At 64.9% G+C, this 26,390-nt stretch carries 23 protein-coding genes; 12 read left to right on the top strand and 11 right to left on the bottom strand.

Features of this window, described 5'->3' with window-relative positions; genetic code table 11:
* The first annotated feature begins 148 nt into the window (after nt 1-148).
* Complete coding sequence (locus K426_RS17595) at nt 149-1,243, top strand: helix-turn-helix transcriptional regulator (RefSeq protein WP_237229829.1); 1,095 nt, start codon at nt 149-151, stop codon at nt 1,241-1,243.
* A 9-nt stretch (nt 1,244-1,252) separates the two neighbouring features.
* Here K426_RS17595 and K426_RS17590 read toward each other — a convergent pair whose 3' ends face one another.
* The 8 genes from K426_RS17590 to hflK all read right to left on the bottom strand — a co-directional run bounded on the left by K426_RS17590 (nt 1,253) and on the right by hflK (nt 10,738).
* The gene (locus K426_RS17590) at nt 1,253-2,581 is read right to left on the bottom strand and encodes a cell wall hydrolase (protein WP_066559866.1); all 1,329 of its coding nucleotides are present in this window, start codon (nt 2,579-2,581) and stop codon (nt 1,253-1,255) included.
* Between the two features lie 31 nt (nt 2,582-2,612).
* Entirely contained in the window at nt 2,613-3,530 is a 918-nt protein-coding gene (gene cysK / locus K426_RS17585) for a cysteine synthase A (RefSeq protein ID WP_066559863.1), read from the bottom strand.
* Entirely contained in the window at nt 3,527-4,831 is a 1,305-nt protein-coding gene (locus tag K426_RS17580) for an MFS transporter (RefSeq protein ID WP_066559860.1), read from the bottom strand. The genes cysK and K426_RS17580 overlap by 4 nt, the downstream gene beginning before the upstream one ends.
* A 129-nt stretch (nt 4,832-4,960) precedes the next feature.
* Nucleotides 4,961-5,359 (bottom strand): hypothetical protein, encoded by a 399-nt coding sequence (locus K426_RS17575; RefSeq protein ID WP_066559858.1) that lies wholly within the window; start codon nt 5,357-5,359, stop codon nt 4,961-4,963.
* 21 nt (nt 5,360-5,380) lie between these two features.
* Nucleotides 5,381-7,009 (bottom strand): helicase HerA-like domain-containing protein, encoded by a 1,629-nt coding sequence (locus tag K426_RS17570; RefSeq protein WP_066559856.1) that lies wholly within the window; start codon nt 7,007-7,009, stop codon nt 5,381-5,383.
* 118 nt (nt 7,010-7,127) lie between these two features.
* Nucleotides 7,128-8,645: a Do family serine endopeptidase gene (locus K426_RS17565; RefSeq protein ID WP_066559853.1), complete on the bottom strand. Its 1,518-nt coding sequence runs from the start codon at nt 8,643-8,645 to the stop codon at nt 7,128-7,130.
* Nucleotides 8,646-8,768: 123 nt separating this feature from the next.
* On the bottom strand, nt 8,769-9,614 hold the full coding sequence (gene hflC / locus K426_RS17560) for a protease modulator HflC (protein ID WP_066559848.1): 846 nt from the start codon (nt 9,612-9,614) through the stop codon (nt 8,769-8,771).
* Nucleotides 9,614-10,738 (bottom strand): FtsH protease activity modulator HflK, encoded by a 1,125-nt coding sequence (hflK, locus tag K426_RS17555; RefSeq protein ID WP_176392232.1) that lies wholly within the window; start codon nt 10,736-10,738, stop codon nt 9,614-9,616. The genes hflC and hflK overlap by 1 nt, the downstream gene beginning before the upstream one ends.
* Nucleotides 10,739-10,958: 220 nt before the next feature.
* On the opposite strand from hflK, the gene K426_RS17550 reads away from it, so the two are divergent.
* From K426_RS17550 to K426_RS17500, 11 genes are all read left to right on the top strand, one after another.
* Entirely contained in the window at nt 10,959-11,927 is a 969-nt protein-coding gene (locus K426_RS17550; RefSeq protein ID WP_066559846.1) for an Mrp/NBP35 family ATP-binding protein, read from the top strand.
* Between the two features lie 101 nt (nt 11,928-12,028).
* On the top strand, nt 12,029-12,463 hold the full coding sequence (locus K426_RS17545) for a CoA-binding protein (protein WP_066559844.1): 435 nt from the start codon (nt 12,029-12,031) through the stop codon (nt 12,461-12,463).
* Between the two features lie 39 nt (nt 12,464-12,502).
* Entirely contained in the window at nt 12,503-14,773 is a 2,271-nt protein-coding gene (locus tag K426_RS17540; protein ID WP_066559842.1) for a xanthine dehydrogenase family protein molybdopterin-binding subunit, read from the top strand.
* Nucleotides 14,774-14,778: 5 nt separating this feature from the next.
* A complete protein-coding gene (gene hemH / locus K426_RS17535) occupies nt 14,779-15,750 on the top strand; it encodes a ferrochelatase (protein ID WP_066559840.1) in 972 nt (323 codons plus the stop codon).
* A gap of 36 nt (nt 15,751-15,786) precedes the next feature.
* Nucleotides 15,787-16,509, top strand: a complete 723-nt coding sequence (gene phbB / locus K426_RS17530; protein ID WP_066559837.1) for an acetoacetyl-CoA reductase — start codon at nt 15,787-15,789, stop codon at nt 16,507-16,509.
* On the top strand, nt 16,509-16,784 hold the full coding sequence (locus K426_RS17525; protein WP_066559835.1) for a ribbon-helix-helix domain-containing protein: 276 nt from the start codon (nt 16,509-16,511) through the stop codon (nt 16,782-16,784). Before phbB ends, K426_RS17525 begins: the two co-directional genes overlap by 1 nt.
* An 85-nt stretch (nt 16,785-16,869) precedes the next feature.
* Entirely contained in the window at nt 16,870-19,458 is a 2,589-nt protein-coding gene (locus K426_RS17520; RefSeq protein ID WP_066559832.1) for a TonB-dependent receptor, read from the top strand.
* A 177-nt stretch (nt 19,459-19,635) separates the two neighbouring features.
* The gene (locus K426_RS17515; RefSeq protein ID WP_066559830.1) at nt 19,636-20,394 is read left to right on the top strand and encodes an energy transducer TonB; all 759 of its coding nucleotides are present in this window, start codon (nt 19,636-19,638) and stop codon (nt 20,392-20,394) included.
* A gap of 116 nt (nt 20,395-20,510) precedes the next feature.
* Nucleotides 20,511-23,006 carry a TonB-dependent receptor gene (locus K426_RS17510; RefSeq protein WP_066559828.1) on the top strand — a complete coding sequence of 832 codons (2,496 nt, stop codon included), beginning with the start codon at nt 20,511-20,513 and terminating at the stop codon, nt 23,004-23,006.
* A complete protein-coding gene (locus K426_RS17505; protein ID WP_066559826.1) occupies nt 23,006-23,767 on the top strand; it encodes a tetratricopeptide repeat protein in 762 nt (253 codons plus the stop codon). The genes K426_RS17510 and K426_RS17505 overlap by 1 nt, the downstream gene beginning before the upstream one ends.
* Nucleotides 23,761-24,444, top strand: a complete 684-nt coding sequence (locus K426_RS17500; RefSeq protein ID WP_066559823.1) for a Fe2+-dependent dioxygenase — start codon at nt 23,761-23,763, stop codon at nt 24,442-24,444. The genes K426_RS17505 and K426_RS17500 overlap by 7 nt, the downstream gene beginning before the upstream one ends.
* Nucleotides 24,445-24,528: 84 nt before the next feature.
* On the opposite strand, the gene K426_RS17495 is transcribed toward K426_RS17500, so the two are convergent.
* Genes K426_RS17495 through K426_RS17485 form a run of 3 tightly spaced genes read right to left on the bottom strand, consistent with a single transcriptional unit; the run spans nt 24,529 to nt 26,238 of the window.
* A complete protein-coding gene (locus tag K426_RS17495) occupies nt 24,529-24,708 on the bottom strand; it encodes a Trm112 family protein (RefSeq protein WP_066559820.1) in 180 nt (59 codons plus the stop codon).
* The gene (locus K426_RS17490; protein ID WP_066559818.1) at nt 24,705-25,313 is read right to left on the bottom strand and encodes an LON peptidase substrate-binding domain-containing protein; all 609 of its coding nucleotides are present in this window, start codon (nt 25,311-25,313) and stop codon (nt 24,705-24,707) included. The genes K426_RS17495 and K426_RS17490 overlap by 4 nt, the downstream gene beginning before the upstream one ends.
* A 13-nt stretch (nt 25,314-25,326) precedes the next feature.
* Nucleotides 25,327-26,238, bottom strand: a complete 912-nt coding sequence (locus K426_RS17485) for a tetratricopeptide repeat protein (protein WP_066559816.1) — start codon at nt 26,236-26,238, stop codon at nt 25,327-25,329.
* Nucleotides 26,239-26,390 lie beyond the last annotated feature (152 nt).

Raw genomic sequence — 26,390 nt, 5'->3', positions numbered from 1 at the left:
CAAAGGGGAGAACCGGCGGAACATGGCAGCAGCATTATCCGTTTTTTCAGTGATTTGAATGGGCTGATGTCCGATTTGTGCAATGCGGCAAGCGGAAGCTGCGTATATTCCCCTATTGCCAGATGGCATGGGGAGTTGGGGCAGGATTGTGATCCGTACGGAGGAAATCTACGACGCGGCGACCGACGATGCAGTGTTCGACCGGCTGGCTTCGACGCTGGCGGAGGCGGTCGGCGCGCGCTCGGGCGTCCTGCATTGGGGGCGCGCGCCCCAACATGTCGCGGAAATATCCTATTCCGGTTATTTTTCCGATGCGCAGATGGCGGTTTACGACCAGCAATTTCAGGATGACGATATCTGGGGCGTGGCGCTGGACCGGGCCGAAGCGATCAATCGCGTCTGGAATATCGAAGCCTTCGTGCCAGCCCAGACCTATGAAGGCAGCCGGATCTACAATGAGTGGATCAGGGGGATGGGTGACGACACCTTTCGCTGCCTGGGCGGCATGATTCAAAAGGATGGGACGACGGGCCATATCGGCCTGCACCGCGGGCGCACGCAAAAGCCCTTCAGCGAGGGTGAGGTGCGGGCGGTACAGGGCAGCATCGACCATATCGGCCGCATGTTCGCGATCCGCAGCAAGCTGGACCGCGCCAATCATTATGGCCGGTCGCTGCATGCGACGCTCGACATGGTGGGCCATGCGGTCTTCACTCTCCGCCCCAACGGCGTGCTGATCGACTGCAATCATCTGGCGGACGCGCTGTTGCGCCGTGCCGATGCGCTGAGCTTGCGGCAGCGGCAATTGAAGGCGCGCGCGCCGCGCGATGATGAAGCCTTGCAGACTGCGCTGAGGGGCGCGGCGGCGCGGCAGGGCGGGCAGGCGAGCGCGATCTTCGTCCATCGCGAACAGGGTCTGCCCTATGTGCTGTCGATCGCTTCGGTGCGCGTCGGCATGGAACGGCAGATCGTCGTGATCGTGACCGATCCGGCTGACCGGGATCTGAGCCTTACCAGCCGCATCCGCGCGCTCTACGGCCTTACCCGGGCGGAGGCGGAGGTGGCCGAAGCGCTTTGCGCGGGCCGTGGCCTGGAGGAGCTGTCGCAGGAACGCGGCGTGGCGCTCAACACGGTGCGGACGCAGATCAAGAATATCTATGTGAAGCTGGATTGCAGCCGCCAGTCCGAACTGGTCGCCCGCATCGGCGCGCTGCCGCGTTTGAGCGGGTTCGAGGAAGAATAGACTCCCCTCTTACGGCTTGACCGGCGGCACCATGACCTGGGGTGGCGTTGCAGGCGGCACGATCTTCACCACCTCGAACCTTTCCTTGCGCCGGACTCCGGCCAACTCCGGAGCGGCAGCGGGCTGTGCAGTGGCGGTCGCCGCCGGAATCCGCTGGCGCATGCATTCATCCTTGTTGGCTCGCGGCGTCTGGATGCAGTTCCACAGCGACCGCTGCAACCCCGTCGCGCTGTTGTGGATATAGGCGAAGGCCATGCTTTCCATTTGATCGCCCGACAGTGGCAGGCCAGTCGGCGCGGTTCCGGCTCGCCATGCCATGATCCGGCATTCGGGCCGCCCGGCGCAGAAGGTCTGCGCCATCGTCGGCCAATTGTCGGGCGAAGCCGTGTGGCCCAGTTCGACGAGAAAACTCTTCGCCCCCGGCGCGATGGCGATCAACCGTACGCCCGCCATCATCTGGCCCAGGGATTCCATTCCGATCATCTGCTGGGGCAGCGCCGCGAGATCCACGACCGTGCCGCCAGCCAGAACCGGCAGACCGGCGGGTCCGCCCTGATGCGCGGCTGACAGGCGCGCGATGCGCTCGACCAGCGGTTCGCCATTCTCCCCCGTCCGGCGGAAAGCGGGCGGCGTCCCCCACCAGCCCCGCCAGCGGAAGAAGAGATGCGTGCCGACGGAAGAGATCTTGTCCAGGCTACTGCTCCAATAGGGCACGACCCAGTCGGTATGATAATGGGTGGCATAGCCGACCGGCTTGTAAACCTTGCCTGCCAGCGCCGATTTCGCGATGTCCCGCGCCCTTTCCCACGCCGCCTGGGTCGGCGTGCGGGCGAGCGCACCATCGCAGGTGAAGGTGAACTGGCACCCGGTCGCGCGTTCCTGCCCCTGGAAAACGACGCCGCAGACGGTCTTGGGAAAGGCCGGATGCCGCACCCGGTTCAGCACCACCTGCGCCACGGCCCGCTCGCCCACGGCGTCGTCGCCCGCCTCATAGATCTGCGCTGCGGCCAGGCAGTCCGTGGCGCGGGCGAGGTCGGTTTGCGAGCCTGAGAAGATGAAGGGCCGTGCCGCCGGATTGGGCAGGCGGGAAAAGGGAATGGCGGCGTTGAACGCTTCCGCCTCATCGCGGTCGAGCGCATAGATCTGAACCGGCGCGACCGCCGGGGGCAGGGTCGTCGGGCGCTTGAACCGGGCGGCGGCGACGGCGTCGAGCCGCGGTTTGCCCGAAGGCGTCCGAGCCTCCCATGCAGCGACCAGGGCGGGCAGGCCGACGAACAGCACGAGCCACAACAGCCACATCGCGCGATGCGGCTGGCCGTTGGAGGTTTCGTCGGTCATGCCCGGTCCGGATCGTGCCTGTTTCTGGGCCTTATTCGGGCAGGAAATCGGGTACCGACAGATAGCGTTCGCCGGTGTCATAGTTGAAGCCCAGAACGCGGCTGCCCTCGGCAAGTTCCGGCAGCTTCTGCGCGATCGCCGCCAGTGTCGCGCCGGAGGAGATGCCGACCAGCACGCCTTCCTCCCGCGCCGCCCGACGAGCGAATTCCTTGGCGTCGGCGGGGTCGACCTGGATCACGCCGTCCAGCAACTGGGTATGGAGGTTCGCCGGGATGAAGCCCGCGCCGATGCCCTGGATCGGATGAGGGCCGGGCTGGCCGCCGCTGATGACATGGGACAGGGTAGGCTCGACCGCATAGACTTTGAGGTGGGGCCAGAGTGTTTTAAGCACCTGCGCCACGCCGGTGATATGGCCGCCGGTGCCGACGCCGGTGATCAGCGCGTCGATCGGGCTGTCCGCGAAGTCGACGGCGATTTCCTGCGCGGTGGTGCGGACATGGACGTCGATATTGGCCGGGTTCTCGAACTGCTGCGGCATCCAGCTATTGGGCGTCTGTTCGACCAGTTCCAAGGCGCGCTCGATCGCGCCCTTCATGCCCTTTTCGCGCGGCGTCAGGTCGAAGCTGGCGCCATAGGCCAGCATCAGGCGGCGGCGCTCCAGGCTCATGCTTTCGGGCATGACCAGGACCAGCTTGTAACCCTTGACCGCCGCGACCATGGCCAGGCCGACGCCGGTATTGCCCGATGTCGGCTCGATGATGGTGCCGCCAGGTTTCAGGTCGCCCGATGCTTCGGCCGCTTCGATCATGGACAGGGCGATTCGGTCCTTGATCGACCCGCCGGGGTTGGAACGTTCGGACTTGATCCACACCTCCGCGTCACCGAACAGCCGGTTGACGCGGATATGCGGCGTATTGCCGATAGTTTCCAAAATGCTGGATGCCTTCATTGCGCTTTCTCCTGCTTGGATTCGGCCGCCTTTGTTTCAGGTGGGTCGAAGGTACGGGCAAGGCGCAGCTCTGGGAAGAGCCGTGCCCAGATTAGGGTTATCACGATGGCGCCGATGCCGCCGCCGATCACCGCCGCGACCGGGCCGACCAGCGCGGCGAGGAAGCCGGATTCCGCCTCGCCCAATTCATTGGAGGCGGAAATGGTGAGCTGCGACAGGCTGGACACCCGGCCGCGCATCTCATCGGGGGTGTGGAGCTGGATCAGCGACTGTCGGACATAGACGGAAACCATATCCGCCGATCCCAGCAGGATCAGCGCGCCGATGCCGACTTCCGGCGCGATGTTGCGCGGCAGGAAGGCGGTGGCGCCGAAGATGATCGTGGCGATGCCGAACAGGATGACGGAGCCCAGCATCTTGAGGCCCACCTCGGTCCTCATGGGACGGAAGGAGAAGAAGAGGGCGGTGATGCCCGCGCCGATGCCGGGGGAGGCGGCGAGATGGCCAAGCCCCGCCGATCCCACATGCAATATGTCGCGGGCATAAACCGGCAGGAGCACCGTCGCTCCGGCCAGCAACACCGCGAACAGGTCGAGCGTGATGGTCGCCAGAACGAGCCGGTTGCCGCGGACATAGGTGAGGCCGTCGATCATCTGACGCACCGGATGGCGGCTGGTGTCACGGGGCGGCTGAGGCACCGGGCCGATCAGCAGCATGCAAAGGAACGCCACGGCGAACAGGCCCGATGCCAGCGCATAGGCGCCCCAGGGCTGGATCGCATAAGCATAGCCGCCCAGCGCCGGGCCTGCGATCATCCCCGTCTGCCAGACGACGCTGGAAATGGCGATGGCGTTGGGCAGCACTTCGCGCGGCACCAGATTGGGGGCGAGCGCGCTATAGGCCGGGCCGTTGAAGGCGCGGGCGATGCCGACGATGGCGGCGATGCCGAAGATCAGCGGCAGGCTGACCCTGCCTTCATAGGTCGCAAAGGCGAGGGTTCCCGACGCCAGCACCAGAAGGATCAGGGTGAAGCAGGTGATCTTGCGCCGGTCGAAATGGTCGGCCACCCAGCCCGTCACCGGGGTCAGGAAGAACAGGGGCAAGAACTGGGCCAGGCCGATGAGGCCGAGCTGGGCCGAGGCGGCGCCCGTGCTCATCGTCTCGCGGGCGACATTATAGGCCTGCCACGCGAGGACGATCATCATGCTGTACTGCGCCAGCACCGCCGTCAGCCGCCCCAGCAGATAGGCCCGGAAATTGCCGAAGCGCAGAGGATGGCTGGGGATGGAAGGGCTATGCATCGGCCCTCCTTAGCGCCTGCACAATGAATTTCGCAACCTGATCGGTAGAGAAAAGGCGCAGCAATATTTGGGGTGTTGATGGTCTGGCTTTACGTTGGATCGCAGATGGAATTGCGGCGTGTGAGTATCCTAGCGATCGGGCTGCAACATGATCCCACTCACCGACCCGTTGCGGACCGAGCAGACGAAGGGCACGGAACGCTGGTTGCCAAAGGGGCCGACTTCGCCTTCCACTTCCCAGCCGGTGGACATGGTGCTGGCGGCGATCCGCCCGAGGATTTTCGTGCCGGGCCCAGCCTCTTCCCGTGCCTTGGCGGCGCAGGCGTTGCGGGCCGCCGTGGCGGTGTGGATCGCGCCATAGCCGGGCGAGGCATAGGGCTGGCGCTTGGCGTCGCGCTCAGCCTGACGGTCGCGGGCGATGTCGCTGGCGATGGCGGCATCGGCGGCGCGGTGGAGGTCGCGATAATCTTGCGCATGAGCGGGAATGGCAAGCGCCAGACCCAAAGTGGCGATAAGCGCCTTTTGCATGACCTTCTCCTCTCCCGCAGCCTATTTGAACAGGCTGCCCAATATGCCCCGCACCAACTGCCCCGCGATCCCGCCCGAGCTTTTGCGGCTGGACCCGCCGAACACCGCGCGGCCCAGCTCATTGGCGACCTGACGCCCGACCGATGAGGCGGCGGAACGGGTGGCCGACTGGATCGCCTTGTCGATGCCGGATGGCCTGGCGGCGTCGCGGGCCGCCGCGGCGTCCTGCCGGGCCTGTTCCTTGAGTTGCGCCTCGCGCTGCTTGGCCTCGACCTTGGCTTGGGCGGCGGCGGCCTTGTCGGCTTCGGCTTGCGCTTTGGACGCCTGCGCGGCGGCAGCGGCGGCTTGCCCCCGCGCGGCGAGGATTTCCTCGGCGGATTCGCGGTCTACGGTCGTGTCATATTTGCCCGCGCAGGGCGAAATGGACTGGATGATCGCCCGCTCCTTGGCATCGACCGGACCGAGGCGTGAGCGGGGTGGGGCGATCAGCGTGCGCTGGACGATGCCGGGCGATCCATCCTCCTGCAACAGCGATACCAGCGCTTCACCGACCTTGAGTTCGGTGATGGCGGTTTCGACGTCGAGGTCGGGATTGACGCGGAAAGTGTCGGCGGCGGCCTTGATCGCCTTCTGGTCGCGGGGCGTGAAGGCGCGCAAGGCATGCTGGACGCGGTTGCCAAGCTGGCCCGCCACATCCTCCGGTATGTCGATCGGGTTCTGCGTCACGAAATAGACGCCGACGCCCTTGGAACGGATCAGGCGCACGACCTGCTCGATCTTGTCGGTCAGTGCCTTGGGCGCGTCGTCGAACAGCAGATGCGCCTCGTCGAAGAAGAAGACCAGGACGGGCTTGTCTGGATCGCCCACTTCGGGGAGCGTCTCGAACAGTTCGGACAGCAGCCAGAGCAGGAAGGTAGCGTAGAGCTTGGGGCTCTGCATCAGCTTGTCGGCGGCTAGCACATTCACATAGCCGCGCCCCTTGTCGTCGACCTGCAGCATGTCGTGAATGTCGAGCGCGGGTTCACCGAAGAAATGCGCGCCGCCCTGGCTTTCGAGCTGGAGCAACTGGCGCTGGATCGCGCCGACGCTGGCCTTGGTCACATTGCCATATTGGGCGGAGAGCGTGTCGGCATTTTCCGCGCAATAGGCCAGCATCGCCTGCAAGTCACCCAGGTCGAGCAGCAGCAGCCCCTGCTCATCGGCATATTTGAAGGCGATGGAGAGCACGCCCTCCTGCGTTTCGTTGAGGTCCATCAGGCGGGAGAGCAGCAGCGGTCCCATTTCGCTGACGGTGGTGCGGATGGGATGGCCCTGCTCGCCATACAAATCCCAGAAGATGGCGGGATTATCGGCATAGCTGTAATTTTCGAGGCCGATCTCCTTGGCGCGGGCGACCAGCTTGTCGGCATTTTTCGCGGTGGGAGAGCCGGCCATGGAAATGCCCGACAGGTCGCCCTTCACATCCGCAAGGAAGACGGGGACGCCGAGCGCCGAAAAGCTCTCCGCAATGCCCTGTAACGTCACGGTCTTGCCTGTGCCGGTCGCGCCCGCGATCAGGCCATGGCGATTGGCCCTGCGCAGGTTCAGCGTCTGGGGGATGCCGCCATCCTTGTCCGGTGCGCCAAGGCCGATGAAAATGCCGTCGCTCATTCCGTCATGCTCCCCAAAAGCTTCGGGCCACGCCCGCCGGAGTCTGTCGCCTCAGTGTAGAGGGGAGGCAGGGTTCCCGGCAAGCGCGGCCCGTAACGATCCGCTGATTATCAGCGGTTTATTTGTCGCGCAGCCGCACCGGCAGGAACACCGCAGGCTGGCCGCGACGCAGCACCTGGAGCAGGATCGCACTGCGGCCTTGCGAGGACACGGCCTTGACCTGCGCGTCGAGTTCCGCCTGGGTGGCGACCGGACGATTGTTGGCGGTGATGATGACGTCGCCACGGCGCAGCCCCTTGGCGCCCGCATCGGTCGAGCCGTCCACCGCCGTGATCACGATGCCGCGCGTGTCGGCCGCGATACCGAGCTGGCGGATGATGGTCGAGGTCAGCGGGATGGCGGAAATGCCGAGCGATTGTTGCGTCGCCTGGCCGCTGCTGGACTGGTCGTCCTGCTGCTGCTGGCTGAAATCGTCATCCTGCTGCTGGGCGAAGGCGTTCAGTTCGTCCTCGGAAGGACGCTCCCCGACTATGGCGGTCACCGTCTGGCGCTGGCCGTTGCGCAGCAGCACGATGGGGACGCGCCCGCCGATGGGCTGGTTGGCGACGATGGACGAGAGATTCTGGTCCGGCGTCACTTCCTGGCCCGCCACGCTGACGATCACGTCGCCCGCCTTGATCCCGGCCTTGTCGGCGCCCTTGCCGGGCTCGACGCCCTGGACGAACTCGCCGCGATTCTTGGCAAGGCCGAGCGAATCGGCCAAATCCTCGCCCAGCGGGCTGATCTGGATGCCCAGATAGCCGCGCTTGACGGCCTGTCCCTTGCGCAGCGTGTCCACGATCGGCGCGGCCTGTTCCGACGGGATGGCGAAGCCGATGCCGACATTGCCGCCCGAAGGCGAAAGGATCTGGCTGTTGATGCCGATCACATTGCCGCGCATGTCGAACATCGGGCCGCCGGAGTTGCCCTGGTTGATCGACGCGTCGGTCTGGATGAACTTGTCGTAAGTGCCGCCAGTGCCGCGATGCACGGCGGAGATGATGCCCGCCGTCACCGTGCCCGACAGGGCGAAGGGATTGCCGATGGCGATCACCCAGTCGCCCACGCGCGCCTTGGTGCTGTCACCGAACTTCACGAAGGGCAGAGCCTTTTTCGGCTCGATCTTCAGCACGGCGATGTCGGTCGCCGGATCGCGGCCGATCAGCTTGGCCGGATATTCCTCGCGGTTGGTCAGCGTGACGGTGATCGAATCCACCGATGCGCCTTCCGCGCCCGCCGACACCACATGGTTGTTGGTGACGATATAACCGTCGGCCGAGATGATGAAGCCGGACCCCAGCGACTGGGCCTGCCGGGTCTGGGGCTTGCCGCCCTGTTGCCCCTGGCCGAACAGGTCGCCAAAGGGCGTGCCCGCGAAGGGATTCTGCACCTGCACCCGCTGGCGGGTCGAGATGTTGACCACGGCGGGCTGCAGCTTTTCGACCATGTCGGCCAGGCTGGCCGGGGCGCCGGCGGGGGCGGCGGCCTGCATGCCTTCATTTTGCGCGATTTGCGCGCCCACATTGGAGCTGGTCGTAACGGCGATGGCGGTGCCGCCGAGCAGCAGGGCGCCGGTAATGGCATAAGCGTAACGCACTCGTGACGGTCCTCTCATGAACTGGGCGAAGGAAAGGCGGGACTCTGCGAAGAGAGCGGGATGCGCCGCCTTGCCTTAACCGACTTTGAATGGCGCTGGTTCCGTAATGAATTCAACGCCTACTCAACGTCCCTGAAACTGCTTCAGGAAATCATTGTCGCGGGAGAGGACCATGGAGGTCGACCCCTGCTTGTCAGGTGAGAAAGTATAGCGATAGGCCTGCATGGCGCGATAGAAATCGTAAAATTGCGGATCCTTGCCGAAACTGTCCGAATAGATGCGCGCGGCGTTGGCGTCGGCTTCGGCGCGGATGATCTGCGCCTGCTTGGCGCCCTGGGCGCGGATGGTGAGCGCTTCCTGCTCGCGCGCGGTGCGCATGCGGGTGAAGGCGCTTTCCAGCGGCGCGCCGTCGGGCAGGTCGGCGCGCTTGATCCGCACGTCGACGATCTGCGCGCCATATTGGCGGGCGACGCGGTTCAGGCCCGCCTCTATATTGTCCATCACCTGGCCGCGTTCGGGCGAAAGCAGCGCCGCGAAGGGACGCTTGCCCAATTCGTTGCGCAGCGCGGAGCCGAGAATGGGCCGCAGCGCGTCGGATACGCGTTCCTCGCTGCCCGCCGCGATATACATGCGCAGCGGATCGACGATGCGGTAACGGGCGAAGGCGTCGACCTGCAAGCGCAACTGGTCGGTGGAGAGGACTTGCTGCCGCTCCATCTCGACCGACAGCACGCGCTTGTCGATCCAGACCACCTGGTCGATGAACGGCCAGCGCAGGATGATGCCCGCGCCGGTCTTGCCGAAATCCTCGTTCGGGCGGTAGCGGTTGATGATCTTCTTGGGATCACCGAAGCGCACGATCACGCCCTGCTTGGTTTCGGGCACGATGGCGATGGTGCTGCCGATTAGCAGCAGCGCGGCGATGGCGAGCAGCGCGAGCGCGACGGGATGACGGATCAGACCTTGCATCACTGGCCCTCCCCGGCGGCGGCGCCCTGCGCGGCGCTGGCCTGCGCCCGGCGCTTGAGTTCGGGCAGCGGCAGGAACGGCGTCACATTGCCGCTTTCGACGATGGTCTTGTCGACGTTCGACAGGACGCCCTCCATGGTTTCATAATACATGCGGCGGCGGGTCACGTCGGGCGAGAGCTTGTACTGCTCATAGACTTTGTCGAAGGCGGCGGCTTCGCCCTGCGCCTTGGCCGTCACCTGCTGCGCGGCGGCGCGGGCTTCGTTGAGATAGGTCTGGGCGGTCTGCTGCGCGGCGGACACGGCCTTGAACGCGTCGTTGACGGCGGTGGGTGGGTCGGCTTGCTTGATCGCGACGCCCTGCACGCGGATGCCGGACCTGTAGCCGTCGAGGATTTCTTGCATCCGCTGCTCGACCTGCTGCTCGATCTCGGTGCGGCCGGCGCCCAGCGCATCCTCCAGGCTGACGCTGGCGACGACGGATCGCATCGCGCTTTCCGCGACTTCGCGCACGGATGCGTCGGGATCGGAAAGCTGGAAGAGGTAAAGTTCCGGGCTGCGGATGTTCCAGCGCACTGAATAGGCAAGGTCGATGATGTTCTGGTCGCCGGTCAGCACCAGATTCTCGCTCTCCGCCCGCGTCGATCCGATGTCGATGGTGCGGATTTCCTCCACGTCGACGGTCGTCACATTCTCGAGCGGCGCGGGCAGGGTCAGGCTGATGCCGGGCGAGAGGGTGCGGCTATATTTGCCGAGCAGGGTGACGACGCCGCGCTCCTGCGGGCCGACGCGGTGGAAGCAGGTCAGCACCAGCCACAGCACGACCAATATGCCGATCGCGGCGGGCCACAGCGCTTTGCCGGAGGGGCGGGGGGGCAGGTTGCCGAAGCCGCCGCCCGGGCCGAAGCTTTCCTTGCTGCGGCGGAGCAGTTCCTCGATCGCGGAAGGTCCCTTGGCGCCAGGGCGTCCGGGTTGCGTCCAGGGATTGCGCGGGCCGCCTTCACGTCCGCCATCGCCCCCTTTGCCTTGGCTGTCATTGCCGTCCGGCCCGTCGCTCTTGCCGCCCCAGGGACCCTGGGCCATGGCGCTCGCAATGCCCGGCATCCACCCGAAAATTCTCTTCATCGCTCCTCTATAGGAAGGCTTTCCGGCGAAAAACAGTGCCCTTCGCAACGATTATTGTTTCGAATGATGTCGCTAGAGTGATTTCGAGCCAGATGGGACACATCTGGCGACTTGGAGCCGAAGGCCAGCGAAGCTAAATCACGGCAAACGAGAATCTTCCTGACAAAAAAGGGGTTGGGCCGGTTTCGCTGGATGTCGAAAGCCATTAGATGGCGCTCCTATGACCGAGCTTGAAGATTTCGCCGCCCGCCTGAAAACGCTGACTGAAGGGCGCGCCAGCGCGCCGCGGTTGAAGGACGGGATTATGACGCTGGCGCTGGACGTGGCGGGCCTGTCGTCCGATCAGCGCGACGCCGTGGCCGCCGCGATCCGCGAGGGCGCGCTGACCGTGCCGGGCGTGAGCGACGTGCGCATCGCCATGACGGCAGAGCGCAAGCCGCTGAAGATCATCGCCGTCGCTTCCGGCAAGGGCGGGGTGGGCAAATCGACGCTGTCGGCTAATCTGGCCGTTGCGCTCCAGCGGCTGGGCGTCAGGGTCGGGCTGGTAGACGCCGATATTTACGGCCCTTCGCAGGCGCGGCTGATGGCGAGCGAGGACAGGAAGCCGCAGGCTAAGGACAAGCAGCTCATCCCGGTGCAAAGCCCGCTGGGTATTCCGATGCTGTCCATGGGACATCTGGTCGAGCCGGGCAAAGCGCTGGCCTGGCGCGGGCCGATGGCGGGCAACGCGCTCGCCCAGTTGATCGAGGCGGACTGGGGCAATGCGGAGGTGCTGATCGTCGACATGCCGCCGGGCACCGGCGACGTGCAGTTGTCGATGGTGCAGAAGCATAAGCCTGCCGGGGCCGTCATCGTCTCGACGCCGCAGGATCTGGCGCTGATCGACGCGACCCGCGCCGTCAGCCTGTTCGAGCAGACCCATGTGCCGATGATCGGGCTGGTCGAGAATATGGCGGGCTATGTCTGCCCCCATTGCGGGGAGTCGTCCGATCCCTTCGGTCAAGGCGGCGCGGAGGCAGCGGCCGGGGAGATGGGGATGCCTTTCCTGGGACGCATTCCGCTCGCCATCGACATTCGCCGCCGCTCCGATGCGGGCGATCCTCCGGCGGCGGGGGACGATGTGCATGGCGCCGCCTTCCGCGCGATCGCGGACAAGGTGGCGGACTGGCTGAAGAGGGGTGGCTTCTAAAACCAACCCAAGACCCATCCCAAAGTCCTTCATTTAAAGGGAACGGCTTGCGTCCCTCCCGCGTCCTTCCCATGTCGGAAGGATATCGAGGAGACTGGCCGATGCCACTTACCGCCGCGCAGGACATTGCCGATCTGTTGAACGAAACTCGCACCATAGCGCTGGTCGGTATTTCCGATCGGCCGGACCGGCCGAGCTATGGCGTGATGAAAACCTTGCAGGGCCACGGCTATCGCGTCCTGCCGGTCAATCCCCAGATCGCGGGCGAGCATGTCCATGGCGAGTTCGTCTGGGCGAGACTGTCCGACGTCGGCGTGCCGATCGACATGGTCGACATCTTCCGCCGCAGCGAGGCCGCTGGGGACGCGGTTGACGATGCCATAGCCACTGGCGCCAAGGCGGTATGGATGCAGCTCGCTGTGATCGATGAAGCCGCGGCAGCCCGTGCCGAGGCCGCCGGGCTCAAGGTGGTGATGGACCGTTGTCCGGTGATCGAGATACGCCGTCTCCAGCTCCAGCCGGTCGACGCGCAATAGGGCTTTCCAGAGCTTGCAAGCCTCTTTATCAGCGGACTTATGGGGCGCGCACCGCGGAAGCAGGGTCAGCAGACGGAAAAGGGTTTGAACCGGCGCACGCTGCTGATCGGCGGGGGCGCGACGGCGGGGCTGCTGCTGGCATGGGCGGTGTGGCCGCGAGCTTATCGCCCCAATCTCAACACCGCGCCGGGCGAAACCGCCTTCAACGCCTTCCTCAAGATCGACCGGTCCGGGCAGGTCATCGTCATCGTGCCGCAGACGGAGATGGGACAGGGGGTCAGCACCCTGCTGCCGCAGATTCTGGCCGACGAGCTTGGCGCGGACTGGCGCACCGTGGGGGTGCAGAGCGCGCCGGTCAGCCCGCTTTACGCCAATAGCCTGCTGGCGCGTGAATGGCTGGCCAATGACTGGAGCCGGCTGGCGGGCGAAGCGGGCGACTGGGCCATCGATCAATATGCGACCCGGCGCGCATTGATGCTGACCGGGGCGGGCACCTCGATCCCGATGTTCCACCAGGCCTATCAGGAAGCGGGCGCGGCTGCGCGGGTGCTGCTGTGCAAGGCGGCGGCGGCGCGCTGGGACGTGGCGTGGGAAAGCTGCGACATCCAGAACGGCATCATCTCCGACGGCGGGCAGCGCAGGCTGAAGCTGGGCGAGGTGGTGGAGGACGCAGCGACCTTCGACCTGCCCGACATATTGCCCTTCCGTCAGGGCGATGTGGATCGGCTGGCGGGGCAGGAACTGCCGCGGCTCGACACCCCGTCCAAGATTGACGGCAGCCATAATTTCGCCGCCGACGTCCGCCTGCCCGACATGGTCTTCGCCTCGATCCGGCAGGGGCCGATCGGGGACGCCGTGCTGAAAAGCGTCAATGAGGGCGCGGCGAAATCCGTCACCGGCTTCCTGAAGCTGGTCCGGCAGGAACGCTGGGTGGCGGCGGTGGCCAGCAACTGGTGGGCGGCGAACAAGGCGCTGGACCTGGCCGATCCGGTGTTTGAACTATCCGGCAGTCCGGTGGACAGCGCCGGGATCGAGGCGGCGCTGGAGCAGGCCTTTGCCGGTTCCTCCGGGGAGCGGCTTTATGCGCGCGGGGATTTGAAGCCGCTGTTCGAGGATGCGACCATCCTTGCCAGCGAATATCGGGTGGGTCCGGGTCTGCATCTGGCGCTGGAGCCCATGTGCGCCACGGCGCGGATCAGTGACGACGGCGCGGAAGTGTGGATGGCGACCCAGGCGCCCGGCTTGGCCCGCGCCGCCATCGCCAAGGCGCTGGGCCTGTCGGCGGAGGCGGTGACGCTCTATCCGCTGCATGCGGGTGGGGGCTATGGCCGCCGGATGGATTTCGAGGCGGGCGTGCAGGCGGCGCTTCTTTCCCGCGACATGGGGCGGCCGGTGCAATTGCTCTGGTCGCGGCTGGAGGATGTGATTCAGGATCGCCCCAGCGCCCCCGCCCATGCGCGCATGGCAGGGAAGCTTGGCCGCAACGGCGCGATCGAAGGGTGGTCCGCGAAGATCGCGGCGCCCTGCGCCATGAGCCAGAGCTGGGCGCGCATCGCTCATGGCAAGCTGCCGCATGAAGCCAGCGCGGAATCTTCGGACGTTTCGACCCGGCTGGCGGTGGCGGGCATGGAACTGCCCTATGCGGTGCCCAATTGGGCAGTCGATCATTTTCCCGCCGATGTCGGCCTGCCGCTGGGTTTTGCGCGGGGCAACGCGCATCTGCACGGCGCCTTCTTCACCGAAAGTTTCATGGACGAGCTGGCGCATCAGGCGCAGATGGAGGCCATGTCCTTCCGCATCCAGATGCTGGGCGGCAATCCTAGGCTGGCGCATTGCCTGACCACCGTCGGCGCCATGGGCGGCTGGCAGGGCGGTATCGTCGGGAGCGGGCAGGGGCTGGCGGCGCATGTCATGAACGGCGCCTTCATTGCGATCATGGTGGAGGCGGGCATCATCGAAGGCAAGTTGCAGGTCGGGCGGATCGTCGCCGCCGTCGATGGTGGGGAGCAGGTCAATCCCGACATCGCCCGGCAGCAGATCGAAAGCGGCCTGATCCATGGCTTGGCGCTCGCCATGGGGGCGTCCGTGCCCTATGCGAAGGGCATGCCCACGCGGGCGATATTGGGCCGCATGGGTTTGCCACGTCTGGGGGATGTCGGGGAAGTGACCGTGGAACTGATCCGCAGCACCGCGCCGCCCGCCGGACTGACCGATCTGGGCGTGCCGCTGGTGGCTCCGGCGGTCGCCAATGCGCTGTTCACCACCACCGGGCAACGGTACCGCACCCTGCCCCTGTTGATGGAAGGGTGAAGGCCATGGGCAGGATCGGTATCCTCGTCATCAATCTCGGCACGCCCGACGGGCCTGACCCCGCATCAGTGCGGCGTTATCTGGCCGAATTTCTGTCCGACCCACGGGTGGTGGAGATCCCGCAACTGCTTTGGCAGCCGATATTGCGCGGCCCGATCCTGTTGACCCGGCCGAAGAAATCCGCCCATGCCTATCGCCAGGTGTGGATGGAGGAGGGATCGCCGCTCGCCGTCTACACCCGCGATACGGCCCGCGCGTTGCAAGACCGGATGGGGGCCGCCGTGATGGTCGATTGGGCCATGCGCTACGGCAATCCGGCGATCGACACCCGGCTGGCGGCGATGATCGCGGCGGGGTGCGACCGCATCCTGCTGGCGCCGCTTTATCCCCAATATTGCGCGGCGACGACGGCCACCGCATTCGATGCCGCTTATGCGGCGCTGGCGAAGATGCGGGCGCAGCCGGCGGTCCGCACCCTGCCGCCTTATTACGCCGATCCCGCTTATATCGAGGCTCTGCGCGCATCGACGCAGGCGCAACTCGCCGCGCTCGATTTCGCGCCGGACCTGCTGATCGCCAGTTTCCACGGCATGCCGGAACGGACGCGGCAATTGGGCGACCCCTATCGCGACCAGTGCGTCGAGAGTGCGCGGCTGCTGGGCGAGGCTCTGGGACGGGAGGTGCGGGTCACGTTTCAATCGCGTTTCGGTCGTGCGAAATGGCTGGGTCCGGCGACCGATGCGGTGCTGCGTCAGCTCCCCTCCGAAGGTGTCGGAAATGTTGCTGTCCTGACCCCCGGATTCTCGGCGGATTGCCTGGAAACCCTAGAGGAAATCGCCCTGCGCGGCAAAGAGGATTTTATCTCTTTCGGTGGTAATAATTTTGTCCATTTGAGTTGTTTGAACGCGTCTCCGGACGCTATGAACCTATATGAGAATCTGGCCCGTCGCGAACTGGCTGGTTGGTTGGAGAGGTAAGTTTCGTCCCGTCATTTTTTGCTGAGGAGAGCCACTATGAGCAAGGTTGCAGTCGTCACGGGCGGAACGCGTGGAATTGGCGAGGCGATCAGCCTGGCGCTCAGGGAGATGGGGTTCACGGTCGCTGCCAATTATGCGGGCAATGATGCCAAGGCGCAGGCCTTTTCGGACAAGACGGGCATAGCATCCTTCAAATGGGATGTGGGCGATCACCAGGCCTGCCTGGACGGCTGCGCGCATGTGGCCGAAGCGCTCGGCCCGATCGATGTCGTCGTCAACAATGCGGGCATCACGCGGGACGGCGTGCTGGCGAAGATGAGCTTCGATGACTGGAACGAAGTGATGCGCATCAATCTGGGCGGTTGCTTCAACATGGCGAAGGCGACCTTTGAGGGGATGCGCGGGCGCGGCTGGGGCCGTTTCGTCAATATCGGATCAATCAACGGGCAGGCGGGCCAATATGGCCAGGTCAATTATGCCGCCGCCAAATCCGGCATTCATGGTTTCACCAAGGCGCTGGCCCAGGAAGGCGCGAAATATGGCGTTACCGTCAATGCGATCGCGCCCGGCTATATCGACACTGACATGGTCGCGGCCGTTCCTCCGGCTGTGCTGGAAAAGATCGTCGCCAAGATTCCGGTAGGCCGTCTGGGCCATGCCGATGAAATCGCGCGCGGCGTCGCCTTCTTCTGCAGCGAGGATGGCGGCTTTGTGACCGGCAGCACGCTGTCGATCAACGGCGGCCAGCACATGTACTGATGGAGGAAGGGGGCGCTTCCGATGACGCCTCGGCGTTGGCGGGATCGCCCTTCGCTCCGCCGGTCAAGCGCAGCGTGACCATTGCGGGCCATCAGACCGCGATCAGTCTTGAACCGATATTCTGGCAAGCCCTCCGTGCGGTCGCCGCGCGCGAGGGCTTGCCTGTCAATGCGCTGATCGCGCGCATCGACGTCGCGCGCATGGCGGCGGCCGATCCCCCCAATCTGGCGAGCGCGATAAGATGCTGGCTTTTCAGGGATAATATGCAGCCATAATATAATAATTATTCGCAATAGCATTGACTATGCGAACGAGTCGCAATAGCAGGATCCCCAAGGTTCAAAAAGGGGTTCTGTTTTCATGTCCAAAGCAATGTCACGTCCTTCCTTCCTGGCGCTGAGTTGCGTCGGCGCGATGGCCTTCGCCTCCACCGCCCATGCGCAAAATGCTACGCAGGACGGCGCGCGGGGCGCCAAGCTCGGCGGGATGACGGTCACCGACACGGCGATCGACGAGTCATCGATCAAGGTCGAGAAGGCGGAGTCGCCCAAATATACCCGCCCGCTGCTCGACACGCCGCAGACCATCACGGTGATCGGCAAGGAAACGATCCAGCAGCAGAATCTGCTGACGCTGCGCGAAGTGTTGTCGACTGTGCCGGGCATCACCTTCGGCGCGGGTGAGGGCGGCTTCGGCTATGGCGACCGCATCATCCTGCGCGGCCAGGACGCCAAGAACGACGTCACGGTTGACGGCGTGCGCTCCGGCGCGTTCCTGAACCGCAATGAAGTCTATAATATCGAGCAGGTCGAAGTCACCAACGGCGCCAATTCGGTCATGAACGGCGGTGGTTCGGTCGCGGGCACGATCAATCTGGTGACGAAGCGTCCGCTGGCCGATGATCAGACCATATTGAATGCAGGCATCGGCACCGATAATTATTATCGCGCGACGATCGACGCCAACAAACGGGTCAATGATCTGATCGCAGTGCGCCTGAACGCCGTCTACCACAGGAACGACGTGCCGGGCCGCGATGTCGAGGATTATGAACGCTGGGGCATCGCGCCCGCCATCACCATTGGTATCGACGGGCCGACCAGCCTGACGCTCCAGGGCGAATATCTGGATGACAAGGCAATGCCGCAATATGGCATTCGCTACTTCCCGGCGCTGGGCGGCATCGTCAAGGACTTCGATCGGTCGGGCTATTATGGCTTCGCCAATCTCGACCATCAGGACAGCAAGACGAAGTCGCTGCAGGCGATCTTCAGCCATGCCTTCAGCGACACGGTCAAGATCCGCAACCTGACGCGTTACGAACATATCCGCCAGGACACGGTCACGAGCCAGCCGAACGGCGTCTTCTGCCTCGACAACGGCACGGCGGGCGGCTTCAACCCGGATACCGGCGGCGCCTGCACGCTGCGCGTCGGATCGACCGCCATAGGCCAGACGCTCACCATTCCGGTCGGTTATTATGTCCCGACCGGCGGTCGCGGCAACCAGCGCTTCATCACCAATGAGACGGCCTATAACCAGATCGACCTAAGCGCCGATTTCGATACCGGCGGCATTGGCCATACGCTGGTCGTCGGCGGCTCGGCCTTGTGGGAGCGCTACGATCAGTTGCAGGGCAGCCTTGGCCGTACCGCCAACGGTTTCGATCCCTATGCCGCGCCGTTCAGCGCACCGGCCAGCGGCAACGGCACCGCCACTCCGACCTACGGCGCCGGGAGCAGCCTTGGCTTCTACCTTCCGCTCGTCAACATAGCCGATCCGTCTTCGGGCATCGTCGGCCCGGCCGCCACCAGCGGCCTGGCGCGCGTCTATGGCAGCAACGCTTATGTCGGTCCCGTCAACTTCATCCTCGGCACGCATAATGTCGGTGAGCAGACCAGCTACGCCGCCTATCTGTTCGACACGCTGAAGTTCACCGACTGGTTCGAAATCAACGGCGGTCTGCGCTACGAGAAGGTGAAGGGTTTCAACCGGACCTTCAGCTATGTGACCGCGCCGGGCGCCACGCTGGGCCAGTTGTCGCCGCCCGCCGCCGGAGCGACCAATCCCACCTATCTGAAGGTGGAGGACAATCTCTTCTCCTTCCGTATCGGCGCGGTCGTGAAGCCGACGCCGAACACCAGCCTCTATGTCGCCTATGGCAACAGCAAGCTGCCCTCCAAGTCTTCCGTCGACGGGAGCTGCACGGCGGACAACGCGTCGGGCGGGAGCGGCACCTGCAACGTCAGGCCGGAAACGACGAAGAATTACGAGATCGGCGCCAAGGCGGACCTGTTCGACAAGAAGCTGTTGCTGACGCTGGCCCTGTTCCGGAACGACCGCGACCAGATCAAGGTGGTGTCAGGCGATCCGACCCTGCCCGATCAGGCGACGGACGGCTTCCAGCGGGTGGAGGGCGTGTCCTTCGGCGCGTCGGGCAACATCACCAGCAACTGGACGATCTCCGCCAACTACATGTACCTCAAGAGCAGGATCAAGCAGGGCGTTTCAGACTATTGCCTTGCCCATCCCGGCGCGACCGATCCGGCGGCAGGCACCTGCGCCAACAGCGCCGCCTTCCCCGATCCGACGGCGGGCTATTCGCTCACCAATACGCCCAAGCATTCGGGCAGCCTGTTCACCACCTATCGCTTCGGTTTCGGTCTGGAACTGGGCTATGGCCTGACCTATCAGGGCAGCTTCCTGCTCAACCAGCCGACGCTCGCCCAGTTGGTCGCCAACGGCTATGTCGGCTATCGGGTGCCGAGCTACACCATTCACCGCTTCATGGCCTCCTATCCGATCACGGAGAATCTGAAGGCGCAGGTGAATGTGCAGAACTTCACCAATGAGAAATATGTGACGACCGTGCGCAACAACACCGGCAATAGCTGGGCGCAGCCGGCCCCGACCCGGTCGGCGGTGTTCAGCCTCAACTATATGTTCTGATCAAGCCTCATACCCCCGGCACTTGTCCCTTGCCGGGGGAAACGGGCGGGTGGCGATGCACTCCTCTCCTCCTCGGGTCGCCACCCGTCCGGTCCCTTTTCAATGATGCGATTGATTCGTATTAGATTTATCGTTATGAGCGGGCCTCTCGCCCGCACGGCTCAAAGGGAATCTGGCATGCTTCGCGTAGCGGATGGATTTGAGGCGGCGGATGACCTGTTTATCTCGCCACCGGCAAGCTTGGCCCTCGTTTCCAGCGCGGCTGTCCAGCCCAACGTGCCGCCCGCCCGTTATGGAGCGCGGAGCGGGATAAATGTGCCGGCGGTCATCCTGATCGCGCTGCTCCATGCCGTCCTGATCGCCGCGCTGATCCAGGCCCGGCATCATGTGCAGCGCGTGCGGGAAACGCGCTTGTCGGTCGTGAACCTGTTGCCACCGCTGCCCCCTCCACCGGCAGCCGATACGTCACCACCGCCGTCCCCACCGCAGGTCGTCGCGCCGCCGCCACTGGTCCAGGTACCTGTGCCGCCCGCTCCGACCGTGGTGACGACGCCGGACGCCTTGCCCCCTGCGCCACCGGCTCCCCCTGTGGCGATCGCTGCTCCGCCCGCTCCACCGGTCGCATCGCCAGGCACCGGCATCGTTCAGGGCGGCGACCTCGGCACGCAGATGGTCGCGGGCAGGCCGCCCCGCTATCCGATCGAAAGCCGCCGCAAGCGCGAGCAGGGCACGGTCGTTCTCGCCCTGACGCTGGGGGTCGATGGCGCGGTGGACAGCCTCGGCATCGCGCAGAGCAGCGGCTTCCCCCGACTCGACCATGCGGCCCGTGACGCGGTGCGCGGCTGGCGCTGGAAGCCTGTGATGCGCGACGGGCAGGCCGTTCGCGTCAAAGGAGTAGTCGAAATCCCCTTCATTCTGCGCAGCGAAGCGGGGTAGGAGAGGGGCGGCCTTCCCACCCTATTCTGCTTTTGTTTCTCAATAGTGTTTGACTCTGAGAACGCGTCTCAATAACTGCCCTCCCAAAAGAAGGCAGAAAAAGGGGACTATCCGTCATGCAATCCGATAACCGCCGCCGCGTGGCGCCCGCCTTTCTGGCGCTGGGCTGCGTCGGAGCCTTTGCATCGAGTCCCGCCTTGGCGATCGACAAGGCTGACGACGCTGCGGCCGATCAGCAGACGAATGCAGGTCAGATCATCGTCAATGGCCGCTATAATCAGGAAATCATCTCGCCCAAGGCGACCGCGCCCCTGATCAACACGCCCCGGTCGATCGCGATCGTCAGCGAAAATGTGATCAAGGATACCGGATCGGCCACGCTGGTGGAGGCGCTGCGCACCGTGCCGGGCATCACCTTCGGCGCGGCGGAGGGCGGCAATCCGATCGGGGACCGTCCTTTCATCCGCGGCTTCGACAGCCAGGGCAGCACCTATGTCGACGGCGTGCGCGATACCTCCGCTCAGTCGCGGGAAACCTTCGCGATCGAGCAGATCCAGGTGGTGCGCGGCTCCGACAGCTCGCTGGGCGGGCGCGGCAGCGCGGGCGGGTCGCTCAACATCATTACCAAGCTGCCCCGCGACCGCGATTTCGCCAGCATGGACCTGTCCTACGGCACCGCCGACTACAAGCGGATCACGGCGGACATCAATTACAAGCTGACCGACTCGGTCGCCTTCCGCGTGGCGGGCATGTGGCACGATCAGGACGTGGCCGGTCGCGACGCCATCTGGCAGAAGCGCTGGGGCGTGGCGCCTTCGCTCACCATCGGGATGAACTCTCCGACGCAGCTCACCCTGTCCTGGTATCATCTCGATACGGACGAGCTGCCCGACAGCGGCATTCCCTATACTTATGTCTGCTCGACCACGACCTGCAACGCGCCGACCGGCTTCACCTTTTCGGAACCGGCGATTGGGGATGTGACGCTGGCCAACGGCACCACAGGCCATGTCGGCCGCGACACTTTCTACGGCCTTGAGAACCGCGATTTCCGCAAGAGCAAGACGGACCAGTTCACGGTTCGCGCCCAACATGATTTCGGCGGCGTGACGCTGCGCAACACGGTGCGCTACAGCCACAACAACCAGGCCTATATCTATACCCAGCCCGACGACAGCCTGGGCAATGTCTATAATAACGGCCTGGTGTGGCGCCGCGCCAACAGCCGCTACGGCTATGTCGATACGCTGACCAACCAGACCGACCTGTTCGGCAAGTTCAACACTGGCGGCATCGAGCACAGCTTCGCCGCCGGCGTCGAATTTTCCTGGGAAAAGGCGCGGCGCGGTTCCTATGTCACCCGCGGCCTGCTCAACACCAGCGGCAATAATGTGGGGAGCGAGGCGCTGACGACCGGAGGGACTCAGGGCGCCTCCACCCGTTGTTCCGCCGCAGCCCAGTTGCGCTATAATTGCACCAGCCTGTTCGCGCCCAATCCGGCCGATCCCTGGGTCAACTATGCCAATGAAACCTCCCCGGTTCCGGCGGCGATCTCCAGGACTCTGCCAATCGCGGAAACGCAGACCGACGCCGATACGCAATCGGCCTATCTGTTCGATTCGATCACGCTGACGCCCTGGCTGATCGCCAATCTCGGCCTGCGCTTCGACAGCTTCAAATCCTCGGTCCTGCCCGGTCAGCCGATCGCGGCGACCCAGAGCTTCCGCCTGACGCGGGAGGACGATATCTGGAACTGGCAGGCGGGGCTGGTGGCCAAGCCGACACCGAACACCAGCATCTACGCCTCCTATTCCACCGCCGCTACGCCGCCGAACAGCCTGGTGGGCGAGGGGCAGGAAGGCAACAGCTTCGGCACGGTCAACAATGCGGCGGGCGTCGACGCGCTCAAGACCGAGCGGACCAAAAGCTACGAGGTCGGCGCCAAGGCGGATCTGTTCAACTCCCGCCTGTCGCTGAACGTCGCGCTGTTCCGGACCGAGACGAAGAACGCTCGCGTCACTGGCCCGAACAATACGGTCGAGTTCGTCGGTGAGCGCCGGATCAAGGGCGTGGAACTGGGCTTCAACGGCGAAATCCTGCCCAAGTGGAGCGTCTTCGGCGGCTATACCTATATGGACGCCAAGATTGTCGACGGCGGTTTCACCGCGCTGACGGCGGCCGCTGTTCCGGGGCAGCCGACGACCAAGACGGTGCTGGTGGAATCCGTCAACACCGGCCGCCAGTTCCCGCAGACCGCCAAGCACAGCTTCTCGCTCTGGACCAATGTGGAAGTGCTGCCCAAGCTCAACATCGGCGGCGGCGCCTTCTACATGAGCCGCGTGTTCGGCGGCTATGCCGACGACCGGAAGGCCACGCAGGACAGTTCAGGCGCGGTGACGGTCAGCCCCGCGAGCAGGATCATCGCCCGGTCGGTGCCGAGCTACTGGCGCTTCGACGCCCGCGCCAGCTATGAGTTCAACGACAAGGTAAGCCTCAGCGTCAATGTCCAGAACTTGACGGACAAACTCTATTTCAGCCAGGCCTTCTCCAACCATTATGCGACGATGGCAGCAGGGCGGTCGGCCTTCGCGACGCTCAGCGTCAAATATTGATGGCGCAAGCGTCCCCGCCTTCGCTGGCCGATCTGAGCGCGATGAGTGCCGAGGCACTTGCCGCGCGGCTGGCGGAGCCGGGGGCGGATCGCGCCGCATTGATCCGCGTGGCGGCGGAGGGTGGCGTCGCCCAGGCGCAACTGCTGCTGGGGCAGATGCTGCTGGACGGGACCGAACTGCCCGCCGATCCGCGCGCGGCCTTCGGCTGGTTCAACCGGGCGGCGGCCAGCCATGACATGTTCGCGCTCAACATGGTCGGGCGTTGTTATGAGCTGGGCTGGGGCATCGCCATCGATCTGGATCGCGCCACCGAATGTTATCGCGTCGCCGCCGGGCAGGGGCTGGCCGAGGCCATGTATAATTATGCGACCCGCCTCGCTTTGGTGGAGGAGTACGAGACGGCGCTGGACTGGTTTCGGCGGGCGGCGCTTGATCCGGGGCTGATCGGGGCCAAGGCGGCCAATTATATCGGCAGCTTTCACGAGGACGGCTGGGCGGTCGCGGTCGACCGGGCCGAGGCGCTGCGCCATTATCGTATCGCTGCCGAGGGCGGGGATTTTCGCGGTCAGTTCAATCTCGCCCGGCTGCTGGCCGAGGATGGCGCGATGGAAGAGGCGCTGCGCTGGCTTGGCCGGGTGCGGGAGACGGCTACGCCCGCCTTCATGGCCAAGGCGGCCGACTATCTGCGCCATTCGTCCGATGAGATAGCGCGGCAGGCGGGTCTGGCTGCCCTGCTGGAACAGGAGTTGCCGACATGCTGACCGTCATTCCCGAGCTGCTGGATGCCGATACCGTAGGACGCGTCCGGGCGCTGATCGACGCGGCGCAGTGGGTCGACGGCAACGTCACCTCCGGGCATCAATCGGCCTTGGCCAAGCGCAATCTGCAATTGCCCGAAGACTGCGCTGAAGCGAAGCAGGCGGGACAGATCGTGCTGGATGCGCTGGGCCGCTCGCCCTTGTTCATTGCCGCCGCCTTGCCGCTCAAGGTCTTTCCGCCCTTGTTCAACAGCTATGCGGGCGGACAGGCCTTCGGCACCCATGTCGACAATGCGGTGCGGATTCAGTCCGGGACCGGCTTTCGCGTGCGCTCGGACCTGTCGATCACCGTCTTTCTGGAGGAGCCGGACAGCTATGACGGCGGCGAGCTGACGGTCGAGACCAATTTCGGCGTACAGCAGGTGAAGCTGGCCGCCGGGCATGCGGTGCTCTATCCGTCATCCTCGCTGCATCGGGTGGAGCCGGTGACGCGCGGGCGGCGGGTGGCGAGCTTCTTCTGGCTTCAGTCCATGGTGCGGGACGATGCGGCACGGCAGATGCTGTTCGATCTCGACAGCAGCATCCAACAACTGGCGGTCGATCTGGGGCATGATAATGCGCAGGTCATCCGTCTGACGGGCGTCTATCACAATCTGCTGCGGCGCTGGGCCGACGCCTGATCGCATAAGGGTTGCGGGACAGCGAAGAATTGTGAGGTGGAATATGGGCCACCATCTGCTCAACCCGGGCATTTCCAGCCCGAATCAACCGCCGATAGCCCGCGCCTCGCGCACCACCAGCACCGGCACGCCATCCCGCACCGGAAAGGCCAGCCCCGCGGCCTTCGACACCAGCTCGCTCCGTTCCGCATCCCAACGCAGCGGCGTGCGCGTTACCGGGCACACCAGCTTGGCGAGCAGCGCCGGATCGGGCGCCTCGCTCATTGCATCGTCGCTCCGCCGTTGCGCTCGATCCGCCCGACGATCTGCATGAGCTGGATGATCCGGTCCGCCCGCTCGTTCAGAGTGTCCGCTTCCAGCAAGGTCTGCTTGGCCGCCGGATCGAAGGGCACGATCTGCGCAATCCCATTCACCAACGCCATGTCGTCCAGCCGCGACACCGCCGTCCAGTCCACCACATAGCCCAGCGCATCGGCAAAGCGCCGCGATTCCTGCTCCAGCGCCGCCCGCTCGACGGCAGAGAGGATTTCATCCTCTTGCCCGATCGGCTCCACATCCGCCTCGATCTGGCGAAAGGCGGTGGGCACGTCCAGTTCCCGCACCACCCGAAAGCGCGCCAGCCCCTTCAGCAGGATATTGTAGCGTCCGCCCTCCAGCGCCTCGATATGGGTGATATGGCCCAGGCAGCCTACATCGAACAAGGCCGGCTTCACGCCTTCCTCGCGCGGCTGGATCATGCCGATGCGCCGGTCGCGGGCCATGGCGTCATGAATCATCGCTTGATAGCGCGGCTCGAAAATATGCAGCGGCAGTTCCATGCCCGGCAGCAGCAGCGCGCCGGGCAGGGGAAAGATCGAGATGCGCGACATGACCCTGCGCCGATCAGGAGAAGAGTATCTGGGAAAGCTTGCGCCGCTGCCCCGCGACCCAGGGGTCTTCCAGCCCGGTCGCCTCGAAGAGCTTGAGCAACTGCGCCCGCGCCGCGCCGTCATTCCATGCCCGGTCGCGCCGCACCAGTTCCAGCAATTCTTCCGCCGCCCGGTCGCGGTCGCCATTGGCCATCAAGCCATTGGCCAGTTCGAAGCGCGCTTCATGATCGTCGGGATCGGCCGCCACCTTCGCCTCCACGCCCGACAGGTCCGCCACCGGCCTGGCGTCTCGTGCCAGGGCGATCGCGGCGCGGGCTCGCTCCACCGCCTGATCCTTGGCGATATCGGCGGGGAGAGCCGCCAAAACCGCTTCCGCCTCGTCCCACTGCCCCAGCGCCACCAGCGCCCGCGCCTCGCCCGAAGCGACATCGGCATTGTCCGGCACCATTTGCGCGACCTGCTGGAACACCGACAGCGCCCGCTCCGCTTCGCCGCCCGTCAGCAACTCCTCGCCCATGGCGATCAACGGCGCGATTTCCTGAAGCTGCGCCTTCTCATCCGATTCGATCGGCAACTGGCCCAGCAACTGGTCGAGATACTGCTTGAACTGCCCCTCTGTCCGCGCCTGGCTGAGGTCGGCTACCGGCTGGCCCTGGAACACCGCATAGACGGTCGGGATCGATTGGACACGGAACTGCGCGGCGATGAACTTGTCCTCATCGACGTTGATCTTGACCAGCTTGACGCCCTTTGCCGCATAATCGGCGCAGACCTTCTCGATCACCGGGGCGAGCTGCTTGCACGGCCCGCACCATTCGGCCCAGAAATCGACGATCACCAGGCTGGTGCGCGACGGCTCCACCACATCGCGGCGGAATGTTTCCACCGATGCCTTGTCGGCCTCGCTCAGTCCAAGGGTCGCCACTTCACTTATCTCCTGCTGCAAACGCGGTTGCCAAGCCGCTCTCATACAGCGCCTTATGTGGGGCGTCACCCCATAGGAACAAGGGAGATTGGAAGGCGTGGCCGGTGCCGATCGCGCCGATCGGCCGGGCCTCGATCCGGCGAAGGAAATGA

It is taken from the genome of Sphingobium sp. TKS, from assembly GCF_001563265.1.
In the GTDB taxonomy this organism is placed as follows: Bacteria; Pseudomonadota; Alphaproteobacteria; order Sphingomonadales; family Sphingomonadaceae; genus Sphingobium.
Note: the sequence above shows the minus strand (reverse complement) of the source record. Positions and strands in the feature narration are given on the sequence as shown.

Excerpts from the sequence above, each read along its gene's own strand:
- hflC (WP_066559848.1), bottom strand. The coding sequence starts at position 9,614 with ATGCAAGGTCTGATCCGTCATCCCGTCGCGCTCGCGCTGCTCGCCATC.
- K426_RS17515 (WP_066559830.1), top strand. The coding sequence starts at position 19,636 with ATGCTTCGCGTAGCGGATGGATTTGAGGCGGCGGATGACCTGTTTATC.
- K426_RS17495 (WP_066559820.1), bottom strand. The coding sequence starts at position 24,708 with ATGAGCGAGGCGCCCGATCCGGCGCTGCTCGCCAAGCTGGTGTGCCCG.
- K426_RS17525 (WP_066559835.1), top strand. The coding sequence starts at position 16,509 with ATGGAGGAAGGGGGCGCTTCCGATGACGCCTCGGCGTTGGCGGGATCG.
- K426_RS17580 (WP_066559860.1), bottom strand. The coding sequence starts at position 4,831 with ATGCATAGCCCTTCCATCCCCAGCCATCCTCTGCGCTTCGGCAATTTC.
- K426_RS17590 (WP_066559866.1), bottom strand. The coding sequence starts at position 2,581 with ATGACCGACGAAACCTCCAACGGCCAGCCGCATCGCGCGATGTGGCTG.
- K426_RS17545 (WP_066559844.1), top strand. The coding sequence starts at position 12,029 with ATGCCACTTACCGCCGCGCAGGACATTGCCGATCTGTTGAACGAAACT.
- K426_RS17570 (WP_066559856.1), bottom strand. The coding sequence starts at position 7,009 with ATGAGCGACGGCATTTTCATCGGCCTTGGCGCACCGGACAAGGATGGC.
- K426_RS17490 (WP_066559818.1), bottom strand. The coding sequence starts at position 25,313 with ATGTCGCGCATCTCGATCTTTCCCCTGCCCGGCGCGCTGCTGCTGCCG.
- hflK (WP_176392232.1), bottom strand. The coding sequence starts at position 10,738 with ATGAAGAGAATTTTCGGGTGGATGCCGGGCATTGCGAGCGCCATGGCC.
- K426_RS17540 (WP_066559842.1), top strand. The coding sequence starts at position 12,503 with ATGGGGCGCGCACCGCGGAAGCAGGGTCAGCAGACGGAAAAGGGTTTG.
- K426_RS17575 (WP_066559858.1), bottom strand. The coding sequence starts at position 5,359 with ATGCAAAAGGCGCTTATCGCCACTTTGGGTCTGGCGCTTGCCATTCCC.
- hemH (WP_066559840.1), top strand. The coding sequence starts at position 14,779 with ATGGGCAGGATCGGTATCCTCGTCATCAATCTCGGCACGCCCGACGGG.
- K426_RS17550 (WP_066559846.1), top strand. The coding sequence starts at position 10,959 with ATGACCGAGCTTGAAGATTTCGCCGCCCGCCTGAAAACGCTGACTGAA.
- K426_RS17500 (WP_066559823.1), top strand. The coding sequence starts at position 23,761 with ATGCTGACCGTCATTCCCGAGCTGCTGGATGCCGATACCGTAGGACGC.
- K426_RS17520 (WP_066559832.1), top strand. The coding sequence starts at position 16,870 with ATGTCCAAAGCAATGTCACGTCCTTCCTTCCTGGCGCTGAGTTGCGTC.
- phbB (WP_066559837.1), top strand. The coding sequence starts at position 15,787 with ATGAGCAAGGTTGCAGTCGTCACGGGCGGAACGCGTGGAATTGGCGAG.
- K426_RS17510 (WP_066559828.1), top strand. The coding sequence starts at position 20,511 with ATGCAATCCGATAACCGCCGCCGCGTGGCGCCCGCCTTTCTGGCGCTG.
- cysK (WP_066559863.1), bottom strand. The coding sequence starts at position 3,530 with ATGAAGGCATCCAGCATTTTGGAAACTATCGGCAATACGCCGCATATC.
- K426_RS17505 (WP_066559826.1), top strand. The coding sequence starts at position 23,006 with ATGGCGCAAGCGTCCCCGCCTTCGCTGGCCGATCTGAGCGCGATGAGT.